At 60.4% G+C, this 16,680-nt stretch carries 21 protein-coding genes and 1 pseudogene; 3 read left to right on the forward strand and 19 right to left on the reverse strand.

The genetic code is table 11. The annotated features are described in order from the left end of the window. From H582_RS0109345 to H582_RS0109395, 10 genes and pseudogenes are all read right to left on the reverse strand, one after another. Nucleotides 1–1,221: pseudogene (locus H582_RS0109345) on the reverse strand (hypothetical protein); the annotation flags it as partial. Nucleotides 1,222–1,315: 94 nt separating this feature from the next. After that, entirely contained in the window at nt 1,316–1,513 is a 198-nt protein-coding gene (locus H582_RS0109350) for a hypothetical protein (RefSeq protein ID WP_028598341.1), read from the reverse strand. Between the two features lie 60 nt (nt 1,514–1,573). After that, a complete protein-coding gene (locus H582_RS0109355; RefSeq protein WP_028598342.1) occupies nt 1,574–2,155 on the reverse strand; it encodes a DUF2815 family protein in 582 nt (193 codons plus the stop codon). A gap of 36 nt (nt 2,156–2,191) precedes the next feature. Then, complete coding sequence (locus H582_RS0109360) at nt 2,192–2,524, reverse strand: hypothetical protein (protein WP_028598343.1); 333 nt, start codon at nt 2,522–2,524, stop codon at nt 2,192–2,194. Then, nucleotides 2,525–3,697 (reverse strand): DUF2800 domain-containing protein, encoded by a 1,173-nt coding sequence (locus H582_RS0109365; protein WP_028598344.1) that lies wholly within the window; start codon nt 3,695–3,697, stop codon nt 2,525–2,527. It abuts the gene before it with no gap. Then, the gene (locus H582_RS0109370; RefSeq protein WP_028598345.1) at nt 3,694–3,999 is read right to left on the reverse strand and encodes a hypothetical protein; all 306 of its coding nucleotides are present in this window, start codon (nt 3,997–3,999) and stop codon (nt 3,694–3,696) included. The genes H582_RS0109365 and H582_RS0109370 overlap by 4 nt, the downstream gene beginning before the upstream one ends. Continuing rightward, nucleotides 3,999–4,436, reverse strand: a complete 438-nt coding sequence (locus tag H582_RS0109375; RefSeq protein ID WP_028598346.1) for a hypothetical protein — start codon at nt 4,434–4,436, stop codon at nt 3,999–4,001. Before H582_RS0109375 ends, H582_RS0109370 begins: the two co-directional genes overlap by 1 nt. A gap of 65 nt (nt 4,437–4,501) precedes the next feature. Continuing rightward, complete coding sequence (locus tag H582_RS0109380) at nt 4,502–4,747, reverse strand: hypothetical protein (RefSeq protein WP_028598347.1); 246 nt, start codon at nt 4,745–4,747, stop codon at nt 4,502–4,504. 157 nt (nt 4,748–4,904) lie between these two features. Then, the gene (locus tag H582_RS0109390; RefSeq protein WP_028598348.1) at nt 4,905–5,165 is read right to left on the reverse strand and encodes a hypothetical protein; all 261 of its coding nucleotides are present in this window, start codon (nt 5,163–5,165) and stop codon (nt 4,905–4,907) included. 145 nt (nt 5,166–5,310) lie between these two features. Further along, a complete protein-coding gene (locus H582_RS0109395; RefSeq protein ID WP_052333104.1) occupies nt 5,311–5,547 on the reverse strand; it encodes a helix-turn-helix transcriptional regulator in 237 nt (78 codons plus the stop codon). Between the two features lie 106 nt (nt 5,548–5,653). On the opposite strand from H582_RS0109395, the gene H582_RS26765 reads away from it, so the two are divergent. From H582_RS26765 to H582_RS26770, 3 genes are all read left to right on the forward strand, one after another. Beyond that, nucleotides 5,654–6,088 (forward strand): helix-turn-helix domain-containing protein, encoded by a 435-nt coding sequence (locus H582_RS26765; protein ID WP_043111150.1) that lies wholly within the window; start codon nt 5,654–5,656, stop codon nt 6,086–6,088. Nucleotides 6,089–6,098: 10 nt separating this feature from the next. After that, nucleotides 6,099–6,506: an ImmA/IrrE family metallo-endopeptidase gene (locus H582_RS0109405; RefSeq protein WP_028598350.1), complete on the forward strand. Its 408-nt coding sequence runs from the start codon at nt 6,099–6,101 to the stop codon at nt 6,504–6,506. 69 nt (nt 6,507–6,575) lie between these two features. Then, on the forward strand, nt 6,576–7,793 hold the full coding sequence (locus H582_RS26770; RefSeq protein WP_052333105.1) for a site-specific integrase: 1,218 nt from the start codon (nt 6,576–6,578) through the stop codon (nt 7,791–7,793). A gap of 34 nt (nt 7,794–7,827) precedes the next feature. Here H582_RS26770 and glnA read toward each other — a convergent pair whose 3' ends face one another. The 9 genes from glnA to H582_RS0109455 all read right to left on the reverse strand — a co-directional run bounded on the left by glnA (nt 7,828) and on the right by H582_RS0109455 (nt 16,678). Continuing rightward, the gene (gene glnA, locus H582_RS0109415; RefSeq protein ID WP_028598351.1) at nt 7,828–9,156 is read right to left on the reverse strand and encodes a type I glutamate--ammonia ligase; all 1,329 of its coding nucleotides are present in this window, start codon (nt 9,154–9,156) and stop codon (nt 7,828–7,830) included. Nucleotides 9,157–9,204: 48 nt separating this feature from the next. Then, nucleotides 9,205–9,618 carry a MerR family transcriptional regulator gene (locus tag H582_RS0109420; protein ID WP_028598352.1) on the reverse strand — a complete coding sequence of 138 codons (414 nt, stop codon included), beginning with the start codon at nt 9,616–9,618 and terminating at the stop codon, nt 9,205–9,207. Between the two features lie 92 nt (nt 9,619–9,710). After that, nucleotides 9,711–10,961, reverse strand: coding sequence for a methionine gamma-lyase family protein (locus tag H582_RS0109425; protein ID WP_028598353.1), 1,251 nt, complete (start codon nt 10,959–10,961; stop codon nt 9,711–9,713). 127 nt (nt 10,962–11,088) lie between these two features. Beyond that, nucleotides 11,089–12,108 carry an AAA family ATPase gene (locus H582_RS0109430; RefSeq protein ID WP_028598354.1) on the reverse strand — a complete coding sequence of 340 codons (1,020 nt, stop codon included), beginning with the start codon at nt 12,106–12,108 and terminating at the stop codon, nt 11,089–11,091. A gap of 76 nt (nt 12,109–12,184) precedes the next feature. Then, entirely contained in the window at nt 12,185–12,964 is a 780-nt protein-coding gene (locus tag H582_RS26775; RefSeq protein WP_228551448.1) for a YdcF family protein, read from the reverse strand. After that, on the reverse strand, nt 12,961–13,518 hold the full coding sequence (locus tag H582_RS0109440) for a ribonuclease FAU-1 family protein (RefSeq protein ID WP_028598355.1): 558 nt from the start codon (nt 13,516–13,518) through the stop codon (nt 12,961–12,963). Before H582_RS0109440 ends, H582_RS26775 begins: the two co-directional genes overlap by 4 nt. Nucleotides 13,519–13,762: 244 nt before the next feature. After that, entirely contained in the window at nt 13,763–14,101 is a 339-nt protein-coding gene (gene cyoD, locus H582_RS0109445) for a cytochrome o ubiquinol oxidase subunit IV (protein WP_028598356.1), read from the reverse strand. A gap of 1 nt (nt 14,102) precedes the next feature. After that, nucleotides 14,103–14,708 (reverse strand): cytochrome c oxidase subunit 3, encoded by a 606-nt coding sequence (locus tag H582_RS0109450; RefSeq protein WP_028598357.1) that lies wholly within the window; start codon nt 14,706–14,708, stop codon nt 14,103–14,105. Then, on the reverse strand, nt 14,708–16,678 hold the full coding sequence (locus H582_RS0109455; protein ID WP_028598358.1) for a cbb3-type cytochrome c oxidase subunit I: 1,971 nt from the start codon (nt 16,676–16,678) through the stop codon (nt 14,708–14,710). Before H582_RS0109455 ends, H582_RS0109450 begins: the two co-directional genes overlap by 1 nt. Nucleotides 16,679–16,680 lie beyond the last annotated feature (2 nt).

Below are 16,680 nucleotides of genomic sequence, written 5' to 3' on the forward strand. Positions count from 1 at the left end.
CTCGAGCTTCCACTCCTCGTCCGCGATCCAGGAGATGACGCGGCCCTCAATAGCCGCGAAGTCGTCTACGATGAAGCGCCGCCCTTCCGATGGAACGAAGGCCGTCCGGATCAACTGGGAGAGGACGAACGGCGGCGGGCCGAAGAGCAACTCCAGCAGCTCGAACTCCCCCGCCCGCAGCAGCTCCCGCGCCAGGGCGAGATCGGGAATCTTGTTTTGCGGCAGGTTTTGGACTTGGATGAGCCGGCCGGCCCAGCGCCACGTCCGGTTAGCGCCGCAGAACTGCAGCAGCCCCCGCGCCCGATCGTCGGCGCAGATCGTCCGTGCCATAGCGTTGTACTTGTCGACGCTCGTCTTGCTCATCTCCTGCCGCAGCTCCAGCATCCGGCGAGTCTCGTCGTCCGGGGCCGCGTCCAACAGCGCCGGCATTTGATCCTTGGCCATGCCGTCGGGCGTCTCCAAGCCGCGCTCCGCCAGCCAGCCCTTGAGCTGCGCCAGGCTGTTTGGGTTGTCGAGCCCGGTCAACTCCCGTGCCTCGGCGATCAGCCTGGCCCCGTACTGCTCGTCGCAGGCAATGGCCTGATGGATGAGCTCGCGGTCCAGCCGCACGCCTCGATCGTTGATCCGCTGATCGATCGCCCAGAGCTCCCACTCCCGCGCCCGGACCGGGAAGCGCGCCAGCTTACGGCGAACCTCTCGCTCGACGACGACGTCCTGCCGGTTGTAGGCGACGTAGTCAGCCCATTTCTCCGGCGCGTGATGGGGCAAATTGCGCTCCCGCCCGCCGTTTGCTTTCGTCGGCTTGCACGGCACGCTGAAGTACTTGATCAGCGCCTTACCCTTGGCGTCTTTCTTCGCGTCCAGCTTCAGCACGTCGGCCGCACCGTCCAGCGAGCCAGGCAGCCCGAGCGTCAAGGCCCAAACCGATGTGCATTGCCACTGCTCCGCCGGCATCGGCTGGCCGAACCACTTGGTCAAGCACGTCCGCTCGAAGGCGGCGTTGAAGGCCGTCTTGGTGACCGCAGGATCCGCCAACGCGGCGAGAACGTCACCCGGCACGTCCTCCATGTCGGTCAGGTCGACGACCTGCACCGGCTCGTCATCCCAAGCGTAGGCGAACAGCAGGATCTCGAAGTCCGAGGCCTCGACGTACCGATGGACGCCGGACTTGAGCAGGTCGATCGAGCTGTACGTCTCGATGTCGATCTGGAGGATCCGCATGCGCTACCTCAGCAGCAGGATGGCTACCAGACCGTAGAAAGGCAGAGAGAACATTAAGGCGTAGAGGAAGCCCCGGAAGACGCTGCCGCCGCGGTTACGCATCAGCCTGACCTCTGCCACGCGGACGCGACTTGGTCGGCTGCTCCGTCACGGCGCGTTCCGGATCCCAGCCCTCCTTGATGCGGTGCAGCAGCGTATTGGCGAGGATGCCGTTAGCTGCTGCGCGGTCGACTAGGGCCTGGAGCTCCGGGGAGCGCTTGCGACCTGGCTTCATGCGTGTTTGAGTTGTCATGTTTGGTTCCTCCTAGAGTTTGGTTTTATGGGAAGGGGCCGCGAAGGCCCCTACGATGGATCAGCTCATGAAGTCGTCATCGTCTCCACCGAAATCGTCGTCAAACTCCTCGCCGGCGAAGTCCTCGTTCACGCTGCTGCGGCCAGCCAACGATTCTCCGTCCTGGACCTTGACGATGTTGTTCAGGCCGACGCCGATGCCCTTGCTCTTGTTGTCGTAGGTGTAGAAGTTGAGGGAGACGCGAGCATAGCAGCCGGAGTAGACTTCCGTCGTGTCTGTAATCTCGACGAACTTGGTGTTGCCTACCGAATCCTTGCCGGCTGGCTTCGCGATGCCGGGCTTCGTGTTGGCGTAGGCGTTCAGGTAGTAGTGGCCGGCGTAGTTCTCGTCGTCAGGCTTTTCCTCATCGCCATCATGCAGCGGCAGCTTGAAGTTGGTGGGCAGCTTGCCTTTGTACTTCGCCGCGGCTTCGACTTTCAACGCATCGATAATTGCCTTGATCTTGCGGAGCGTCTCCTTGTCAGACTTGGGGATGAGCAGCGCGCAGCTGTATTTGAGCTGGCCTGACTCGTTCTCCTTGGGCTCCCAGATATTCGCGTAGGAAAGACGTACCTTGCCGGTGACCATTTTCGTTTCTGCCATGTTAGATCGAGCTCCTCGTAATTGGATTGGGGTATGTCAGCCGATCGGCATCGGGCCGAGATCGTTCAGCACGAGCTCGCCGCGTCCGCCGTACCGGGTGGTGTAGGTGATGGTGAGGCTACTGCCAGCGCCGCCAGCAACCTTGTAGGTCTCAATGTCGATTTTCTGGCCGACCTGCTTCATGAACCGGTCCAGAATCTTCTCATGGACGTGGATGGTCTCGCCGTACTGAGCCGGGATTTTCGTCCGCGGTCGCGACTTCTGGACGCGCAACCATTCCTTGCGAGCAGCCTCTTCTCGCTTCCGACGGCGCCGCGCCTCGTCCAGGGCTTCACGATCGGCGAGCGCTTTTCGGGTCCGATCGTTCATTCAAAAGTCCTCCCCTTCAAAGTCGCCCTCCACGCTGTTCAGCTCCGGACGCTTGTCCGTCTCCGGAACGAGCGCCGGCTTTCCGGGCGGCTTTACAATTAGGCCGCCGAGTATTTCAACCAATTCTTTTTTACCGATGCTGCTTTCTAGCTTTCCGATACCGAGAATCTCAGGAGGCTTGAGATACTTCTCCGGGACCAAACCTGCTTCGGAAAAAAGTTGAATTGCCTGATTCTTATCCGTAATCTTCCGGTCGCTTCGGCCCTCGACCAGCTTCCAGCCCGGTACCTGCTGGCCGGCCTTGGTCGCCGTGAAGGCGTAGTCGGAGACGTCTTTTGCCCAGGCGGACAACTGCTCCGCGACGTGGAGGATGGAGCCGATCTCCTCCAGCGAGAGCGTCACCGGGTCGCGGAATTCGTAGGCAAGCGCGGCCATGTTGGCGTCAGCGCGGGCCCGGCAGCTGCCCTTGATCTTGCACCAGCGGCAGTGGTCGCCGGCGGCGAAGTCGCCTTTGCCGGCATGGGCCAGCACGGCCGCCGGCTTCACGACCGTCTCCGCCCACTGCAGCAGCTCTCCGATCGGCAGGGCCTCCGTGCTTACGCTGTCGAGCCGCGGCTGGACGATTGTGCCATGCACCTCCCGGATATCATAGAGGTAGCTGTAGTCGGACCAGGCGCCGAGGCCGTAGAGCCGGATCTGCGGGTTGTCGATCGCGCTGACCGGTACGCCCTTGCCGTACTTGAGGTCGATGACCTCCATCACGCCGTCGGCGATCAGCACGACGTCGCCGGTGCCGAATCCCTCCGGGACCCAGGCGCTGAAGTCGAGCCAGGCCTCGAAGAGGATGGCGGCGTCCGCGCTCCGCGCCTTGGCGGCCATGAAGCGCTCCTCGACCACCTCGACATAGGCGGCGACTGCCGCCTCCATCTCGGCGTTGTAATAGGGGCTTGTCCGCTTGAAGGCTGCGATGGCCTCGTCGAGCATCTCGCCCAGCAGCCGGCTCCGCAGGATCAGCTCCGACAGCTCATGTGCTGCCGTGCCTTCGTTGGCAAACTCGCTGCGCGTGTCCGGGATGCCCTCCTGGGCGCGGGCGCTTGGCGGGCAGTTGATCCATTGGCTCGCTTTGGACGCCCCGAGGAGCGCATGCCCGCGCTCCGCGTGCGCAGGCGTCAGTCCCATGGGATCCCCTGCTCGTGCAGCAAGTCATGGAGCAGCCGGATTTCCTCCTGCAGCTTGTCCACCTGTGCTTCGGCGGCGATGGCGCGCCGGATCGCATGCGGCCAGCCGACGCGGGCCTCGACGATGAAGCGGGCGTCTTCCGGATCCAGCCGCCCCTCGCTATGGGCGATATCAAGAAAGAGCTTGTCGCAGTGGCCGCACATACACGGTTTTGTCCGGATCGGCGCTGGCGCGGCGTATTCGCAAATGGCCAGATCGGCCTCCAGGTCCCTGACCTGCTCCAACTGGGCCGCCACTAGATCTGCTCCAGCTCGGCCTTGAACGCGAGGCGCTTGTCGTCCGGGACGCCGGTGATGTTGGCGCTGCCGTACTTGTCGAGCAGCGCCTTGATGGCCTTCTTGGCCTCGACGCCTTTCTGCCCGGCCCCGGCTGCGATCGTCCTGAGCTCCACGTCCGTCGGGATCGGCTCGGCGGCGTCGCCGTCGAACTCCGAGTAGTCGCCGCCAGCTTCGGCACCCGTTTCCTCCACAGCTGCCGACTCTTCGGCCGGCTCCTTCACGGCCGCCTTCGGCTCATCCGCTTTCGCTGCGCGGCTGCCCCGCAGAGCACGCTCCGCTTTCGGCGCCTCGGCTACGGGAGCTGCTTTGCCCGAAACGAGGCTGGCAGCGAGGACGGAGAGCTCGGCTACGACTTCTGCGGCGGATTCGCCGTTGATCTGAATTTGAATTGCCATGTGTTGATGGCCTCCTTGTATAAGTAAATGGATGAATGCTACAATGGCGGTGATTAAGTCTTGCCTTAGCTCTGGACGGCTCCTACCCCGTCGAGGGCTTTTTCTTCGTATTGCGCGATGATCGCGTCGCGCTCGGCGCGGAGCTGCTGGATGCGATGTTTAGCAGCCTTGACGGCAGCCGGGTATTCGGGCGACCAGTGCGGCGGCAAATCTAACAGGCTCGTGTGCTCCTGCATGATAGCGTCCAGACGCGGAGCGTCTCCACTGTTTGCAGCCAGCCAGATAGCTTTCTTGCTTGGTTCATAATCCACTTACACAGCCTCCTCTCAGATGACATTCCGTGCTGCCCAGCGCTGCTTTGACTGCGCCGCCTTGATTTGCAGCATCAGCATCCGCTCGCTCAGGCTCATTTGCCGCCAGACCCATCCGGTTATCTGCATCGTCCTCACCTCCTCTCCAGAAATAACTTCACTGCTCTGCCAACCATGTCTCCAAGAACTCTCTCGTCTTGCGGGCCGGGAAATACCACTTTCCCCCAAGCTTATGTTTGGGCATCCTTGAGTCGAAAAAAAACCGATCCTGGATGGTGTTCCAACTCATCTGTGTCCGCCGCATCAGCTCGGCCGCGTCCCAATAAACGAGATCTGCATCGTATTCCTTGAGCAACATTCCGATCTGCTCTTGGCAAAGTTGCCTTAGTTGCTGCTCGTCCAATTTGACCTGCACCATCGGCCCACTCATCGCCCGCCTCTCCTTTCAGATAATTTTCTTATCAAATAGAATAAATTTTAAATTCCTAGTCAAGATTATTGACGATAGGAATTTTATCACCTATAATGGGAATTAGATAAGAAATCTATCAATCAAGGCGCAATTAAGAGACCTGACCTTCGAAAAGATCGGGAAACAATTCGTCGAGCGGCCTGTCGAAATAAACACCGAACCGGATGAGTAGATCACGACCAGGCGTTAGCTGCCCTGTTTCGATCATTCGCAGATATACTTTCGATATTTCAAGATCATCGGCGATTCGCTCGCGAGGCCCCCGCTCTTCCCGAAGCCTCCTCAGTTCGCTTCTAGGTGGCGCCTTTGACTTTGCTTTGACTGTCATCTGTCATCACCTCCCCCGTCGTATTTCTGATTATATTTGATAAAAATATTATCGTCAATACGATTTTGAAAATAATTTTATCATGCCAACGGAAAGGTCGGATCTTATGACTTTGGGCGATCGTTTGACTGCCCTACGCAACAAACGGAATTTGACGCAAGACCAAGTAGCTGAAGCACTCGGAATTAAGCGCCCTCGATACAATGCTTGGGAAAACGGAATATCAAATCCAGATCACAACTATCTGGCCGCGCTAGCTGAATATCATAAGGTTTCGGTAGACTACATCCTTGGGTTAAGCGCGGACTCTTCCATGCCAGATCGGGAACTGACGGTGCCAAACTGGGCAACGCCAAAAGACGTTCGAGACCTAAAAAAAATGCTCGAAGAGGATGCGCCCGTCATGTTCGACGGCGTTCCGATTACGGCAGAGTCGAGGCAGCGTGCAATCGATATCCTGACTGGGCTATTCTGGGAGGCGAAGATGCTTAACAAAAAGACATACGGGCGAAAAAAGTCTGAATCCGAACAACCTGAGTAGGGGTGAACGAATGGACAAGCTGGTCAAGAAATTGGTCCGGCGCTACAAGACGAACGATCCATTCCTGCTGGCAGCCAGAATGAACATCCATGTGCGATTCCTTGAAATGGACGAGAGCATGCGCGGACTTTACTATCGCAAGCTGCGACGCCGATTCATCGTCATCAATGCAGGCCTGGACCCGATCTGGCAGCGCGTAGTCTGTGCGCACGAGATTGCTCATGACCGGCTACACCCAGGAATCAGCCGCTTCATGCTGGACGAGCAGTCTTTTGTGAACGTCGGCAAGCTAGAGCGTCAGGCCAACCGCTTCGCTGTTCGGCTCTTGACGGCCGGCGACGAGCTCGCCGCTGACGAATCGCTCCTGGATCTGCTTCGCCGGAACGACATACCTGAGCAGATGAGCATATTCTACTAACCTTGGGGTTATTTCCGCCGTAAGGCGGTTTAACATACACAAATTTAATTTAAGGAGGTTAAACATTTAATGGCGAACTACAAGAAGCATGACAGCGGATGGGAATACCGCCTCAAGTACAAGGATCCTTTTACGGGAAAAACGAGGGAAAAATCTGGTCGAGGATTCGCGACTAAGAAAGAAGCACAGGTCGCGGTAAGCGAGTTTGAGAAGAAGCTCGCCGGAGGGTACGAGCAGACCGACATGCCTTTGGCTGACTACCTTGATACGTGGTTGCAGGAATACAAGACCGGCACGGTCCGGAAGAACACGCTTCTCATCCACCAGAACAACATTAAGAAGCATATTAAGCCTTATTTCAAAAATCTCATGCTGCAAAGCCTCAAGCCTGTCATGTACCAACGCTTTCTCAATCACCTAGTAGATGGCGGCATGAGCCACCGGACAGCACAGATCGTCCATTCTACAATGCACAACGCCTATGAGAAGGCCGTTACCTTGGGTAAGCTGGAGAAAAACCCTTGCATCGGTGTTGAGATCAAAGGCGATAGGAAGAAGCGAAATGTGAAGTTCATCGGGTCAGATGACATCCCCAAGCTGATGCAAGAACTAAGGAAGTATGGCTATGAATATTGGATATTTTTCAAAGCACTTCTGGAGACCGGCATGCGGAAAGGAGAAGCAGCCGCTCTAAAATGGTCGGATATTTCACTGGACCTTCGCCGCTTGGTAATTGACGAGACACTGGACTGGACTGCCATATCTCCAGAGGAAAATGCAGATTACTTTGGGGACACGAAGACTTTGAGTTCTGAGAGGACCATCAAATTCAGTTCAGGGTTTGCAGATGACCTCCGCGCGCACAAAGCCTGGCAGGAACAAAACAAAGCGGCCTTTGGGGATCTGTACAAAACAGACCTGGACCTTGTCCTGTGCCGTGCAGATGGAAGCCCCATGCCGAAGTCCTCCCTCTTCAACGCCTTCTCCCGCTGCCTGCAGCGCGTTGGTCTGCCGCCCTTACCGATTCACTCCACCAGGCACACCTTCGCCGTGTTGATGCTTGAAGCCGGCGTGGAAATGAAGGTCGTGCAGGAGATGCTTGGACACGGCAGCATCCAGATTACCTCGGACGTCTACGCGCACATATCAAAAAAAATAGAGGATACCAGCATGGAGAAGTTTGAAACCTTCACCACAGGTATCCTCAACTTTAAAAATTCGGGGGCAATCGGGGGGCATGCCTTCCAAGATGACACTGTCTCCTCGCCATGCCCCCCGATTCACTGACCCCAGAACCCTTGATAATACTCGGTTTTTTCACTCAATACAGCGTCAGGTACTGATCGCGCTCCCACTCATGCACTTGCGTCTTGTACATGTCCCATTCGATCTCTTTGAGCTCGTAGAAGTGGGCCAGCGCATGGTCGCCGAGCGCCTCGGTGACGATCTCGCTGCGGAGCAGCTCCGTGAGCGCCTCGCGCAGGTCTTCCGGCAGGCTCGGGATGCCTTCATCCAGGCGCTCCTCGTCGGTCATGACGTAGATGTTGCGATCGGTCGGAGCCGGCAGCGGATACTTGTTCTTGATGCCGTCCAGGCCGGCCTTCAGCATGACCGCCAGCGCCAGGTACGGGTTGGCCGCCGGATCCGGATTGCGCACCTCGACGCGCGTGCTGAGGCCGCGGGACGCCGGGATGCGGATCATCGGGCTGCGGTTGCTCGCCGACCAAGCGACGTAGCACGGAGCTTCGTAGCCCGGCACGAGCCGCTTGTAGCTGTTGACCGTCGGGTTGGTGATGGCGGCCATCGCGCGCGCATGGCGCAGCACTCCGGCCATGTACTGGCGCGCCGTCGCGCTCAGGCCGAGCGCGTCGCTCTCGTCATAAAACGCGTTCTCGCTGCCGCGGAACAGCGACTGGTGGCAGTGCATGCCGGAGCCGTTCACGCCGAACAGCGGCTTGGGCATGAACGTCGCATGCAGGCCGTGCTGGCGGGCGACCGTCTTGACGACAAGCTTGAACGTCTGGATCTGGTCCGCCGCCTTGATCGCGTCGGCGTACTTGAAGTCGATCTCATGCTGTCCCGGAGCCACCTCGTGGTGGGAAGCCTCGATCTCGAAGCCCATCTCCTCGAGCGTCAGCACGATCTCGCGGCGGCAGTTCTCGCCGAGATCCATCGGCGCCAGGTCGAAGTAGCCGCCCTGGTCGTTGAGCTCGGTTGTCGGCTCGCCTTTTTCGTTCGTCTTGAACAGGAAGAATTCCGGCTCCGGACCGACGTTCATCGCCGTGAAGCCCATCTCCTCGGCTTCCTTGAGCGCGCGCTTGAGGATGCCGCGCGGGTCGCCCGCGAACGGCGTGCCGTCCGGCATGTAGATGTCGCAGATGAGGCGCGCGACGCGATCCTGCGTCACCCAGGGGAAAACGACCCAGGTGCTCAGATCCGGATACAGGTACATGTCGGATTCCTCGATGCGGACATAACCTTCGATGGAAGATCCGTCAAACATCATTTTGTTGTCGAGCGCTTTTTCAAGCTGGCTGACCGGAATCTCCACGTTTTTGATCGTGCCGAGCAGATCGGTGAATTGCAGGCGGATGAAGCGGACGTTCTGCTCCTGGGCGATGCGGGTGATGTCATCTTTCGTATAGCTCACGAATATCGGCTCCTCGCAGTAGAGTAGGTGGTCGGGAATAGGACTCGGTTATCGTTTGTTGTTGAAAAAGCGGCTGAGCTGGCCCTGGATGAGGGAAGCCTTGCCGGGGCGCTTCTCCTGCAGCTGCTGCTTGAGCAGCAGGCGGAGCTGCGAGTCGCTGAGCTCGCGGCGGCGAACCTCGGAAATTTCGGTCATGACGGTCGCTTCCTCGGATTCCTTGGATACCGGATTCATGACCTGCTTGATGCCGGCGATATTCACGCCCTTCTCGATCAGCGACTTGATCTCGAGCAGGCGCTCGACGTCGTTGAAGGAGAACAGACGCTGGTTGCCGGAAGTCCGCGCCGGCACGATCAGCTCATGCTGCTCGTAGTAGCGGATCTGACGCGCGGTCAAGTCGGTCAGCTTCATTACGATCCCGATCGGGAACAGCGCCATATTGCGGCGTATATCGTCAGCCATGTTCACATCAACCTTCCAGTTTCGATAAGGGATGAGCTTATTGTACCTGCAGGACATGAAGGTGTCAACCGATGTGAGGTTCTTGTGTGAGTTTACATTACAATTATATCCTGCTTGGCCAGACGCTCCAGCGATTGCAGCAGGCCAAGCTTGACATGGGCATAGGTCAGGCCGCCCTGCATGTAGGCGATGTAAGGCTCGCGGATCGGCGCGTCGGCCGACAGCTCGAGGCTGCCGCCCTGGATGAACGAGCCCGCCGCCATGATGACGGGATGCTCGTAGCCCGGCATGTCCCATGCCTCGGGCACGACATGCGAGTCGACGGCCGCAGCCGCCTGGATGCCCTGCACGAACGCCGTCAGCGCTTCCGGACGGCCGAAGCGGATCGCCTGGATGAGGTCGGTGCGGGGCTCGTCCCAGCGCGGCGACGTCTCGAAGCCGAGCCGCTCGAACAGGCCGGCCGCCAGCACGCTCCCTCGGAGCGCCTGGCCGACCAGATGCGGCGCGAGGAACAGCCCTTGGTACATGGCGCGCAGCGTGCCGAGCATCGCGCCGACCTCCCCGCCGATGCCCGGCGCGGTGAGGCGGTATGACGCCGCCTGCACGGCCGCGGCCGTGCCCGCGACGTAGCCGCCGGTCGCCGCGAGTCCGCCGCCCGGGTTTTTGATGAGCGAGCCGGCGATCAGGTCGGCTCCGACCTGCGTCGGCTCCAGCCGCTCGGTGAACTCGCCGTAGCAGTTGTCGACGAAGACGAGCACATCCGGCTTGATCGCCTTTACCCGCCGGATCATCTCGCCGATCCGCTCGACGGTGAACGACGCCCGCCAGTCGTAGCCGCGCGAGCGCTGGATGCCGACCACCTTCGTGCTCGGTCCGATCAGGCGCTCCGCCAGCTCCCAGTCGACGTCGCCCTCCGGCGTCAGCGCCGCTTCCCGATAGCCGATGCCGAAGTCCTGCAGCGATCCGGTGCCGTCGCCCGGCTTGCCGATCACTTTATGCAGCGTGTCGTACGGCCGTCCGGTCAGGTACAGCAGCTCGTCGCCGGGCCGCAGCAGGCCGAACAGCGCGCAGCTGATCGTATGGGTGCCCGAGGCGAAATGCGGCCGCACGAGCGCCGCCTCCGCGCCGAACACCTCCGCATAGACGAGATCGAGCACCTCGCGTCCGCGGTCGTTGTAGCCGTAGCCTGTCGAGCCGTTGAAGTGGAAGTCGCTCACGCGGAATTTTTGAAAGGCCCGGATCACCTTCCACTGGTTCTCCTCCGCCATGCGGTCCAGCTCCTTGAACCGCGCCTCCATCCTATCCTCGGCCTCGCGGGCGAGCTTCATCAGGTTGTCCATCATCGTTGTAAGTTCCGCTCCTTCATTTCGGTTGTACTCCGCAGGAAAAGAGCCCCGCCGGCCGCAGCCGGCGAAGCCCGATTCCTCCTTGCGGCCGGCCCCTCCGGGCGCGCCTCTCGCGCCGCCCGGCTCAGCCGTCCGGCTTTCCTTTGCCGTCCCATCGCATATCCTCCGGACGGAGGCTCATCAGCTCCTGCCTGCCCGGACTCGAGGAGGCGTATTGGTTCAGCAGCCTCACCGCCTGATGGCGGATCGCCTTCTCGATGAGATTGCGCACGTAGCGCGCATTGCTGAACGAATACAGCGTCGCCGTCTTTTCCTGCATCAGATGCGTCCTGAGCTTGAACACCGTCTGCGGCATGAGGGCGTAATCGCGGTCCTTGGCCATCAGCTCGGCGATCTGGATGAGCTGGTCGACGGTATAGTCCGGGAAGTCGATCTGGATCGGGAAGCGCGAGGGCAGCCCCGGGTTCGTCATCAGGAAATGCTCGATCTCCAGCGGATAGCCGGCAAGGATGAGCACGAACTGGCTGCGATGGTCCTCCATCGCCTTGACGAGCGTATCGATCGCTTCCTTGCCGAAGTCCTTTTCTCCGCCTCTCGCCAGGCTGTACGCCTCGTCGACGAACAGCACGCCGCCGAGCGCCTTTTTGACGAGATCTCGCGTCTTTTGCGCCGTATGGCCGATATACTCGCCCACGAGATCGGCTCGCTCCACCTCGATCAGATGTCCCTTGGACAGCAGCCCCATCTTCTGAAACAGCTTCGCCACGATGCGGGCGATCGTCGTCTTGCCGGTGCCGGGGTTGCCCTTGAAGATCATATGGTACACCTGAGCGCCTCCGGAGAGGCCGGCTTCGGTCCGCATCTGACTGATCAGCAGCAGAGCATAGATCTCGTAGATGAGGGACTTCACGCCCTCCATGCCGACCATAGGCTCCAATTCCTTCTGGATCTCGAGATAAGGGTCCGCCGAGGGCGGCACCGCGGCCGGACGCGGCAGAGCCGCAGCCGGTTCGTGAGGCGCATCGACGCCGGCCAGCGCCGGAGCCGATGCCCCGAGACCGTACGTCTCATGATGGCGCAGCACGACATTGATCTGGCGGGAGGGCCGGGAGCCCTTGGCTCCCGAAGCGGCGTGTCCGTTCATCTGCGGCATCACTGTCCCTTCTGGTACGTTTCGCTCTCCTAAGCGTATTCGGGACAAAGAAGCGGTATGAACGGATTTAAGGCGCTTTGAGGCCGATCAGCAGCAGCAGCTTGTCCAGCTTCCACTTGCCGTACGCCAGCACCTCCCGCGTCTGGTTGCGCGAGGCGCTGAGCACCTTGGACTTGACCGAGCTGACGACGGGATCGTCGAAGCCGAGGAAGCGGGCCATGTCCAGCGCCCGCGGCGCGTGGTACTCATGCGTGACGATCAGGTAGGAGGAAAGGCCGTTCTTCTCCCCTGCCTCGCGGCTGAACACGAGATTCTCGTACGTGCTCGTCGCGCGGTTCTCCAGGAGGATATCCTCCTTCGGCACGCCTTTGTCGACGAGATAGAGCCGCATCCCCTGCGCCTCCGTCAGCTTCGAGCCGTTGCGGTCGAGGCCGCCCGAGACGATCAGCTTGTCCACCCGCCCCGCCTCGTACAGCCGGAGCGCCTGATCCAGCCTCTCCTGCAGGCCGGGGCTGGGGCGGTCGTTCCAGAGCGCCGCGCCGAGCACGATCGCGGCCTGCCGCTGCGGCACGGGATTCGGAGGATCGTAATGGGTGATCTGCCAGAGCAGCCAGCCGCTTGCCAGGACGCCGACAGACAGCGCGATCAGCATAACGCGCAAAAGACGGCCTGCGAGGCCGCCTCCTCTTGCTTTGCGGGTCGGCCGCCGCTTCGCGCGGACCGCCGCCTTTTGCTTGCTTCCGGCCTTCGGCTTGCCGGCGGCCGCGCCCTTTCGCGCCGGTCCGCTAGAGCTGTCCTTGAGCCCGCTTCCCTTGCGGGGAGCGGGCGGACCCGGGGGACGGCTCATGATTCGCTGACCTCTCCGAGCCGCTCCGCGAGCGTCTTGCGGTGGCGGAGGCTGAGCGTGAAGTAGCGGAAGCGGCCGTTCTTGATCGAGGCGAGCAGGCGTCCGGCCGTCTTGCGGGCCATCGCCGCCTCCTTGCGCGTGATGTCCCCGCCGAGAACCGCGTCCTCCAGCTCATCCTCGTCCATCAGGTACACTTCGCCCGACGGCAGCACGACGATGTCCAGGTACAGGTCGTCGAACCACGGAACCTGCTGGTCGGTCAAGCCTTGCGTTTTGCAGATGTCAATGTACCATTGCACGACCTTGCCCTTGTCGTCGAACATCGTCGTGACGACGAAATGCTCGCCCCGCGGGAAATGCTGCATCCAGAGATAGCCCCGGTCGGCCAGGCAGAGCCGGCGCCCGTTGTATTCCTTCCACAGCGGCTCCCGCAGCTCGTGGATCCGGTAGAACGTGACGAGACCTCGGAAGTCGTCGCCGTCAAGCGTCAGGCAAGTGTAGCTTCTGCGCAGGATACGCCGCCAGTTGGCCCGATCGGAAAATTTTCGTTTCATATGGAACGTACCCTTTCCCCTAAGATGCGGTGCGGCTGCCTTCTCCTGTCTGGAGGGTGGCTGGTGGATCCTTCCGCCCCATCCTTCCTTTAGTTGACAGCTTACCACATCTTCCCGCGCTTCTCCACCCATGCTCCAAATAAGACCGGGCTCCGCCCGTCCCTGCCGCGCCGCCGCGAGGACGTCCTCTATGGAAAAAGCCCGTCTCCGGCTGGCGGAGACGGGCGGCTCGCACGCGCGCTTGCTACTGCACGACCGAGTTGAAGGACATGATCCAAACGGAGCCGGCGACGATCGTAATGACGATGATCCCGCCGAGCACGAGCGCCATGAGGTTGTACCTCGGCTTATCCGCTTCGCGAATGTGCATGAAGAAGATCAGCTGCACGAGCAGCTGCGCGACCGCGGTAATGAGGATCACGAGCAGCGTGGCGGTGCGCTCCAGCAGCCCGTTGAACACGACGACCATCGGAATGATCGTCAGCACGATCGACAGGAGAAAGCCGATCGAGTACGACTTCATCGAGCCGTGGCTGTGCTCCTCGTGGTGGCCGTGGCCATGGTTGGACGAATGCTGGCTCATCTTACATCACCCCCATCAGATAGACGACCGAGAGGAGGAAGATCCAGATGACGTCGAGGAAGTGCCAGTACAGGCTGAAGTTCGTGATCTTGCGCTTCGTGACGGTCGTGATGCCGCGCTTGCGCAGCTGCAGGATCAGGCCGATGCACCAGAAGATGCCCATCGTCACGTGGATGCCGTGCGTGCCGACCAGCGTGAAGAACGCCGACAGGAACGCGCTCGTGCCGATGTTCGCGCCTTCGTGGACCATCGTCATGAACTCCTCGATCTCGAGGAAGAGGAACGCCCCGCCGAGCAGCAGCGTCATGACGAGCCAGAAGATCGTGCCTTTGAGCTTGTTCGCCTGCATCTGCAGCACCGCGATCCCGCTCGTGAAGCTGGAGGTGAGCAGGATGAACGTCGAGGCGACGAAGATCGGAATCTCGAAAAGCTCCTTGCCGGTCGGACCGCCGTTCGTGTGGCCTACGAGGACGACGTAGACCGCGAACAGCGTTCCGAACAGCAGGACGTCGGAGACGAGGAACAGCCAGAATCCGGCTGTCTTGAGCGACTCCTGTTCTTGCGTATGGTGCTCGTGCACTTCAGGCGATACGATGTGCTGCGCCATTATCTCGTCGCCCCCCTTAGCTTCTGTTCCGTTCTCTTGACTTCGTCCACCGGGATGTAATAGTCCACGTCATAGGTGAACGAGCGGGCATACAGGCTGCCGAACACGCCCAGGAAGCCGATGATGACCATCCAGATCCAGTCGAACGTGAAGCCGAATCCGACGAGGAACCAGAAGCCGGACATGATGAACGGGATGCCCGAGTTTTTCGGCATGTGGATCGGCTCGAGTTCCTGCTTCGGCCGCTCGATGCCTTTAGCCCGGTCTTCCTTCTCATGCCACCAGTCGTCGACCTTGCGCACCTGCGGCACGACCGCGAAGTTGTAGGCCGGAGGCGGCGAAGGAATCGACCACTCCAGCGTGCGGCCGTTCCAGATGTCGCCGGTCTTGTCGCGCTGGCCGTTGCGCACGCTCCAGGCGATCTGCCACACCTGGAAGATGAAGCCGAGGCCCATCAGGAACGCGCCGATCGTGCTCGTGAAGTTGAGCGCAGCCCAGCCGCGGTCCCACTCGTACGTGTAGACGCGGCGCGTCATGCCGTCGAGGCCGAGGAAGTACTGCGGGAAGAAGCACAGGTAGAAACCGATGTTCCACGTCCAGAAGCCCCACCGTCCGCGCTTCTCGTCGAGCTTGAAGCCGAACAGCTTCGGCCACCAGTAGTAGATGCCGGCGAGATAGCCGAACACGACGCCGCCGATGAGCACCTGGTGGAAGTGGGCGATCAGGAAGTAGCTGTTGTGGTACTGGAAGTCGGCCGGAGCGACGGCCAGCATGACGCCGGTCGCGCCGCCGACGAGGAAGCAGGGAATGAAGCCCATCGTCCACAGCATCGGCAGCTCGAAGCTGATCCGCCCTCGATACATCGTGAAAAGCCAGTTGAACACCTTGACCCCGGTCGGAATCGCGATCGCCATCGTCGAGATGGCGAAGAAGGAGTTGACGTCCGCGCTCGAGCCCATCGTGTAGAAGTGATGGACCCAGGTGAAGAAGCTGAGCACGCTGATGACCATCATCGCGAACACCATCGACTTGTAGCCGAAGATCGTCTTGCGCGAGAACGTCGCGACGATCTCGGAGAAGATGCCGAACGCCGGCAGGACGACGATGTACACCTCGGGATGTCCCCACATCCAGATGAGGTTGACGTACATCATGGACATGCCGCCGCCGTCCAGCGTGAAGAAGTGCGCCCCGAAGTAGCGGTCGAGGAACAGCAGCGCCAGCGTCACCGTCAGGATCGGGAAGGCGAACAGGATCGTGATGCAGGAAGACAGCACGGACCAGGAGAAGAGCGGCATCTTCATGAGCTTCATGCCCGGCGCGCGCATCTTCAGGATCGTGACGATGAAGTTGATGCCGGTCATCAAGGAGCCGATGCCGGAGATCTGGATGCCCCAGATGTAGAAGTCCTGGCCTCTGCCCGGACTGCCTGAGAGCTCGGAGAGCGGCGGATAGCTGAGCCAGCCGGCGTCCGGCGAGCCCCCGATGACGAAGCTGATGTTGAACAGCATCGCGCCGAACAGGAACAGCCAGAAGCTGAGCGCGTTCAGGAACGGGAACGCGACGTCGCGCGCGCCGAGCTGCAGCGGCACGACCATGTTGAACAGCGCGAACATCATCGGCATCGCCATGAACAGGATCATGATCGTGCCGTGCGTCGTGAAGATCGCGTTGTAGTGGTCCGCCTGGAGGAACTCGACCTCCGGCAAAGCCAGCTGCGTGCGCATGAGCAGGGCGTCCACCCCGCCGCGGAACAGCATGAGCAGCGACGCGATCAGATACATGATGCCGATCTTCTTATGGTCGACCGTCGTCAGCCATTCCGTCCAGAGCCACTTCCATTTCTTGAAGTAGGTCAGGACAAAGACGATCGCGACGCTGACGAGCGCGATCGATACGTCCGCGCCGTAAATGAGCGGATCGCCCGTGACGAAGAAATCGCCGGCGAACTCTTTGATGGAATCCCACATAT

The organism is Paenibacillus pasadenensis DSM 19293 (genome assembly GCF_000422485.1).
GTDB lineage: Bacteria > Bacillota > Bacilli > Paenibacillales > Paenibacillaceae > Paenibacillus_O > Paenibacillus_O pasadenensis.

Bases quoted from the DNA above. Each gene is read 5' to 3' on its own strand.
- cyoD (WP_028598356.1), bottom strand. From the start codon at position 14,101: ATGAGCCAGCATTCGTCCAACCATGGCCACGGCCACCACGAGGAGCAC.
- H582_RS26775 (WP_228551448.1), bottom strand. From the start codon at position 12,964: ATGAGCCGTCCCCCGGGTCCGCCCGCTCCCCGCAAGGGAAGCGGGCTC.
- H582_RS0109360 (WP_028598343.1), bottom strand. From the start codon at position 2,524: ATGAACGATCGGACCCGAAAAGCGCTCGCCGATCGTGAAGCCCTGGAC.
- H582_RS0109455 (WP_028598358.1), bottom strand. From the start codon at position 16,678: ATGTGGGATTCCATCAAAGAGTTCGCCGGCGATTTCTTCGTCACGGGC.
- H582_RS0109390 (WP_028598348.1), bottom strand. From the start codon at position 5,165: ATGGTGCAGGTCAAATTGGACGAGCAGCAACTAAGGCAACTTTGCCAA.
- H582_RS0109375 (WP_028598346.1), bottom strand. From the start codon at position 4,436: ATGGCAATTCAAATTCAGATCAACGGCGAATCCGCCGCAGAAGTCGTA.
- H582_RS0109450 (WP_028598357.1), bottom strand. From the start codon at position 14,708: ATGGCGCAGCACATCGTATCGCCTGAAGTGCACGAGCACCATACGCAA.
- H582_RS0109405 (WP_028598350.1), top strand. From the start codon at position 6,099: ATGGACAAGCTGGTCAAGAAATTGGTCCGGCGCTACAAGACGAACGAT.
- H582_RS0109425 (WP_028598353.1), bottom strand. From the start codon at position 10,961: ATGATGGACAACCTGATGAAGCTCGCCCGCGAGGCCGAGGATAGGATG.
- H582_RS0109395 (WP_052333104.1), bottom strand. From the start codon at position 5,547: ATGACAGTCAAAGCAAAGTCAAAGGCGCCACCTAGAAGCGAACTGAGG.
- H582_RS0109440 (WP_028598355.1), bottom strand. From the start codon at position 13,518: ATGAAACGAAAATTTTCCGATCGGGCCAACTGGCGGCGTATCCTGCGC.
- H582_RS0109420 (WP_028598352.1), bottom strand. From the start codon at position 9,618: ATGGCTGACGATATACGCCGCAATATGGCGCTGTTCCCGATCGGGATC.
- H582_RS0109350 (WP_028598341.1), bottom strand. From the start codon at position 1,513: ATGACAACTCAAACACGCATGAAGCCAGGTCGCAAGCGCTCCCCGGAG.
- H582_RS26765 (WP_043111150.1), top strand. From the start codon at position 5,654: ATGACTTTGGGCGATCGTTTGACTGCCCTACGCAACAAACGGAATTTG.
- H582_RS0109430 (WP_028598354.1), bottom strand. From the start codon at position 12,108: ATGAACGGACACGCCGCTTCGGGAGCCAAGGGCTCCCGGCCCTCCCGC.
- H582_RS26770 (WP_052333105.1), top strand. From the start codon at position 6,576: ATGGCGAACTACAAGAAGCATGACAGCGGATGGGAATACCGCCTCAAG.
- H582_RS0109355 (WP_028598342.1), bottom strand. From the start codon at position 2,155: ATGGCAGAAACGAAAATGGTCACCGGCAAGGTACGTCTTTCCTACGCG.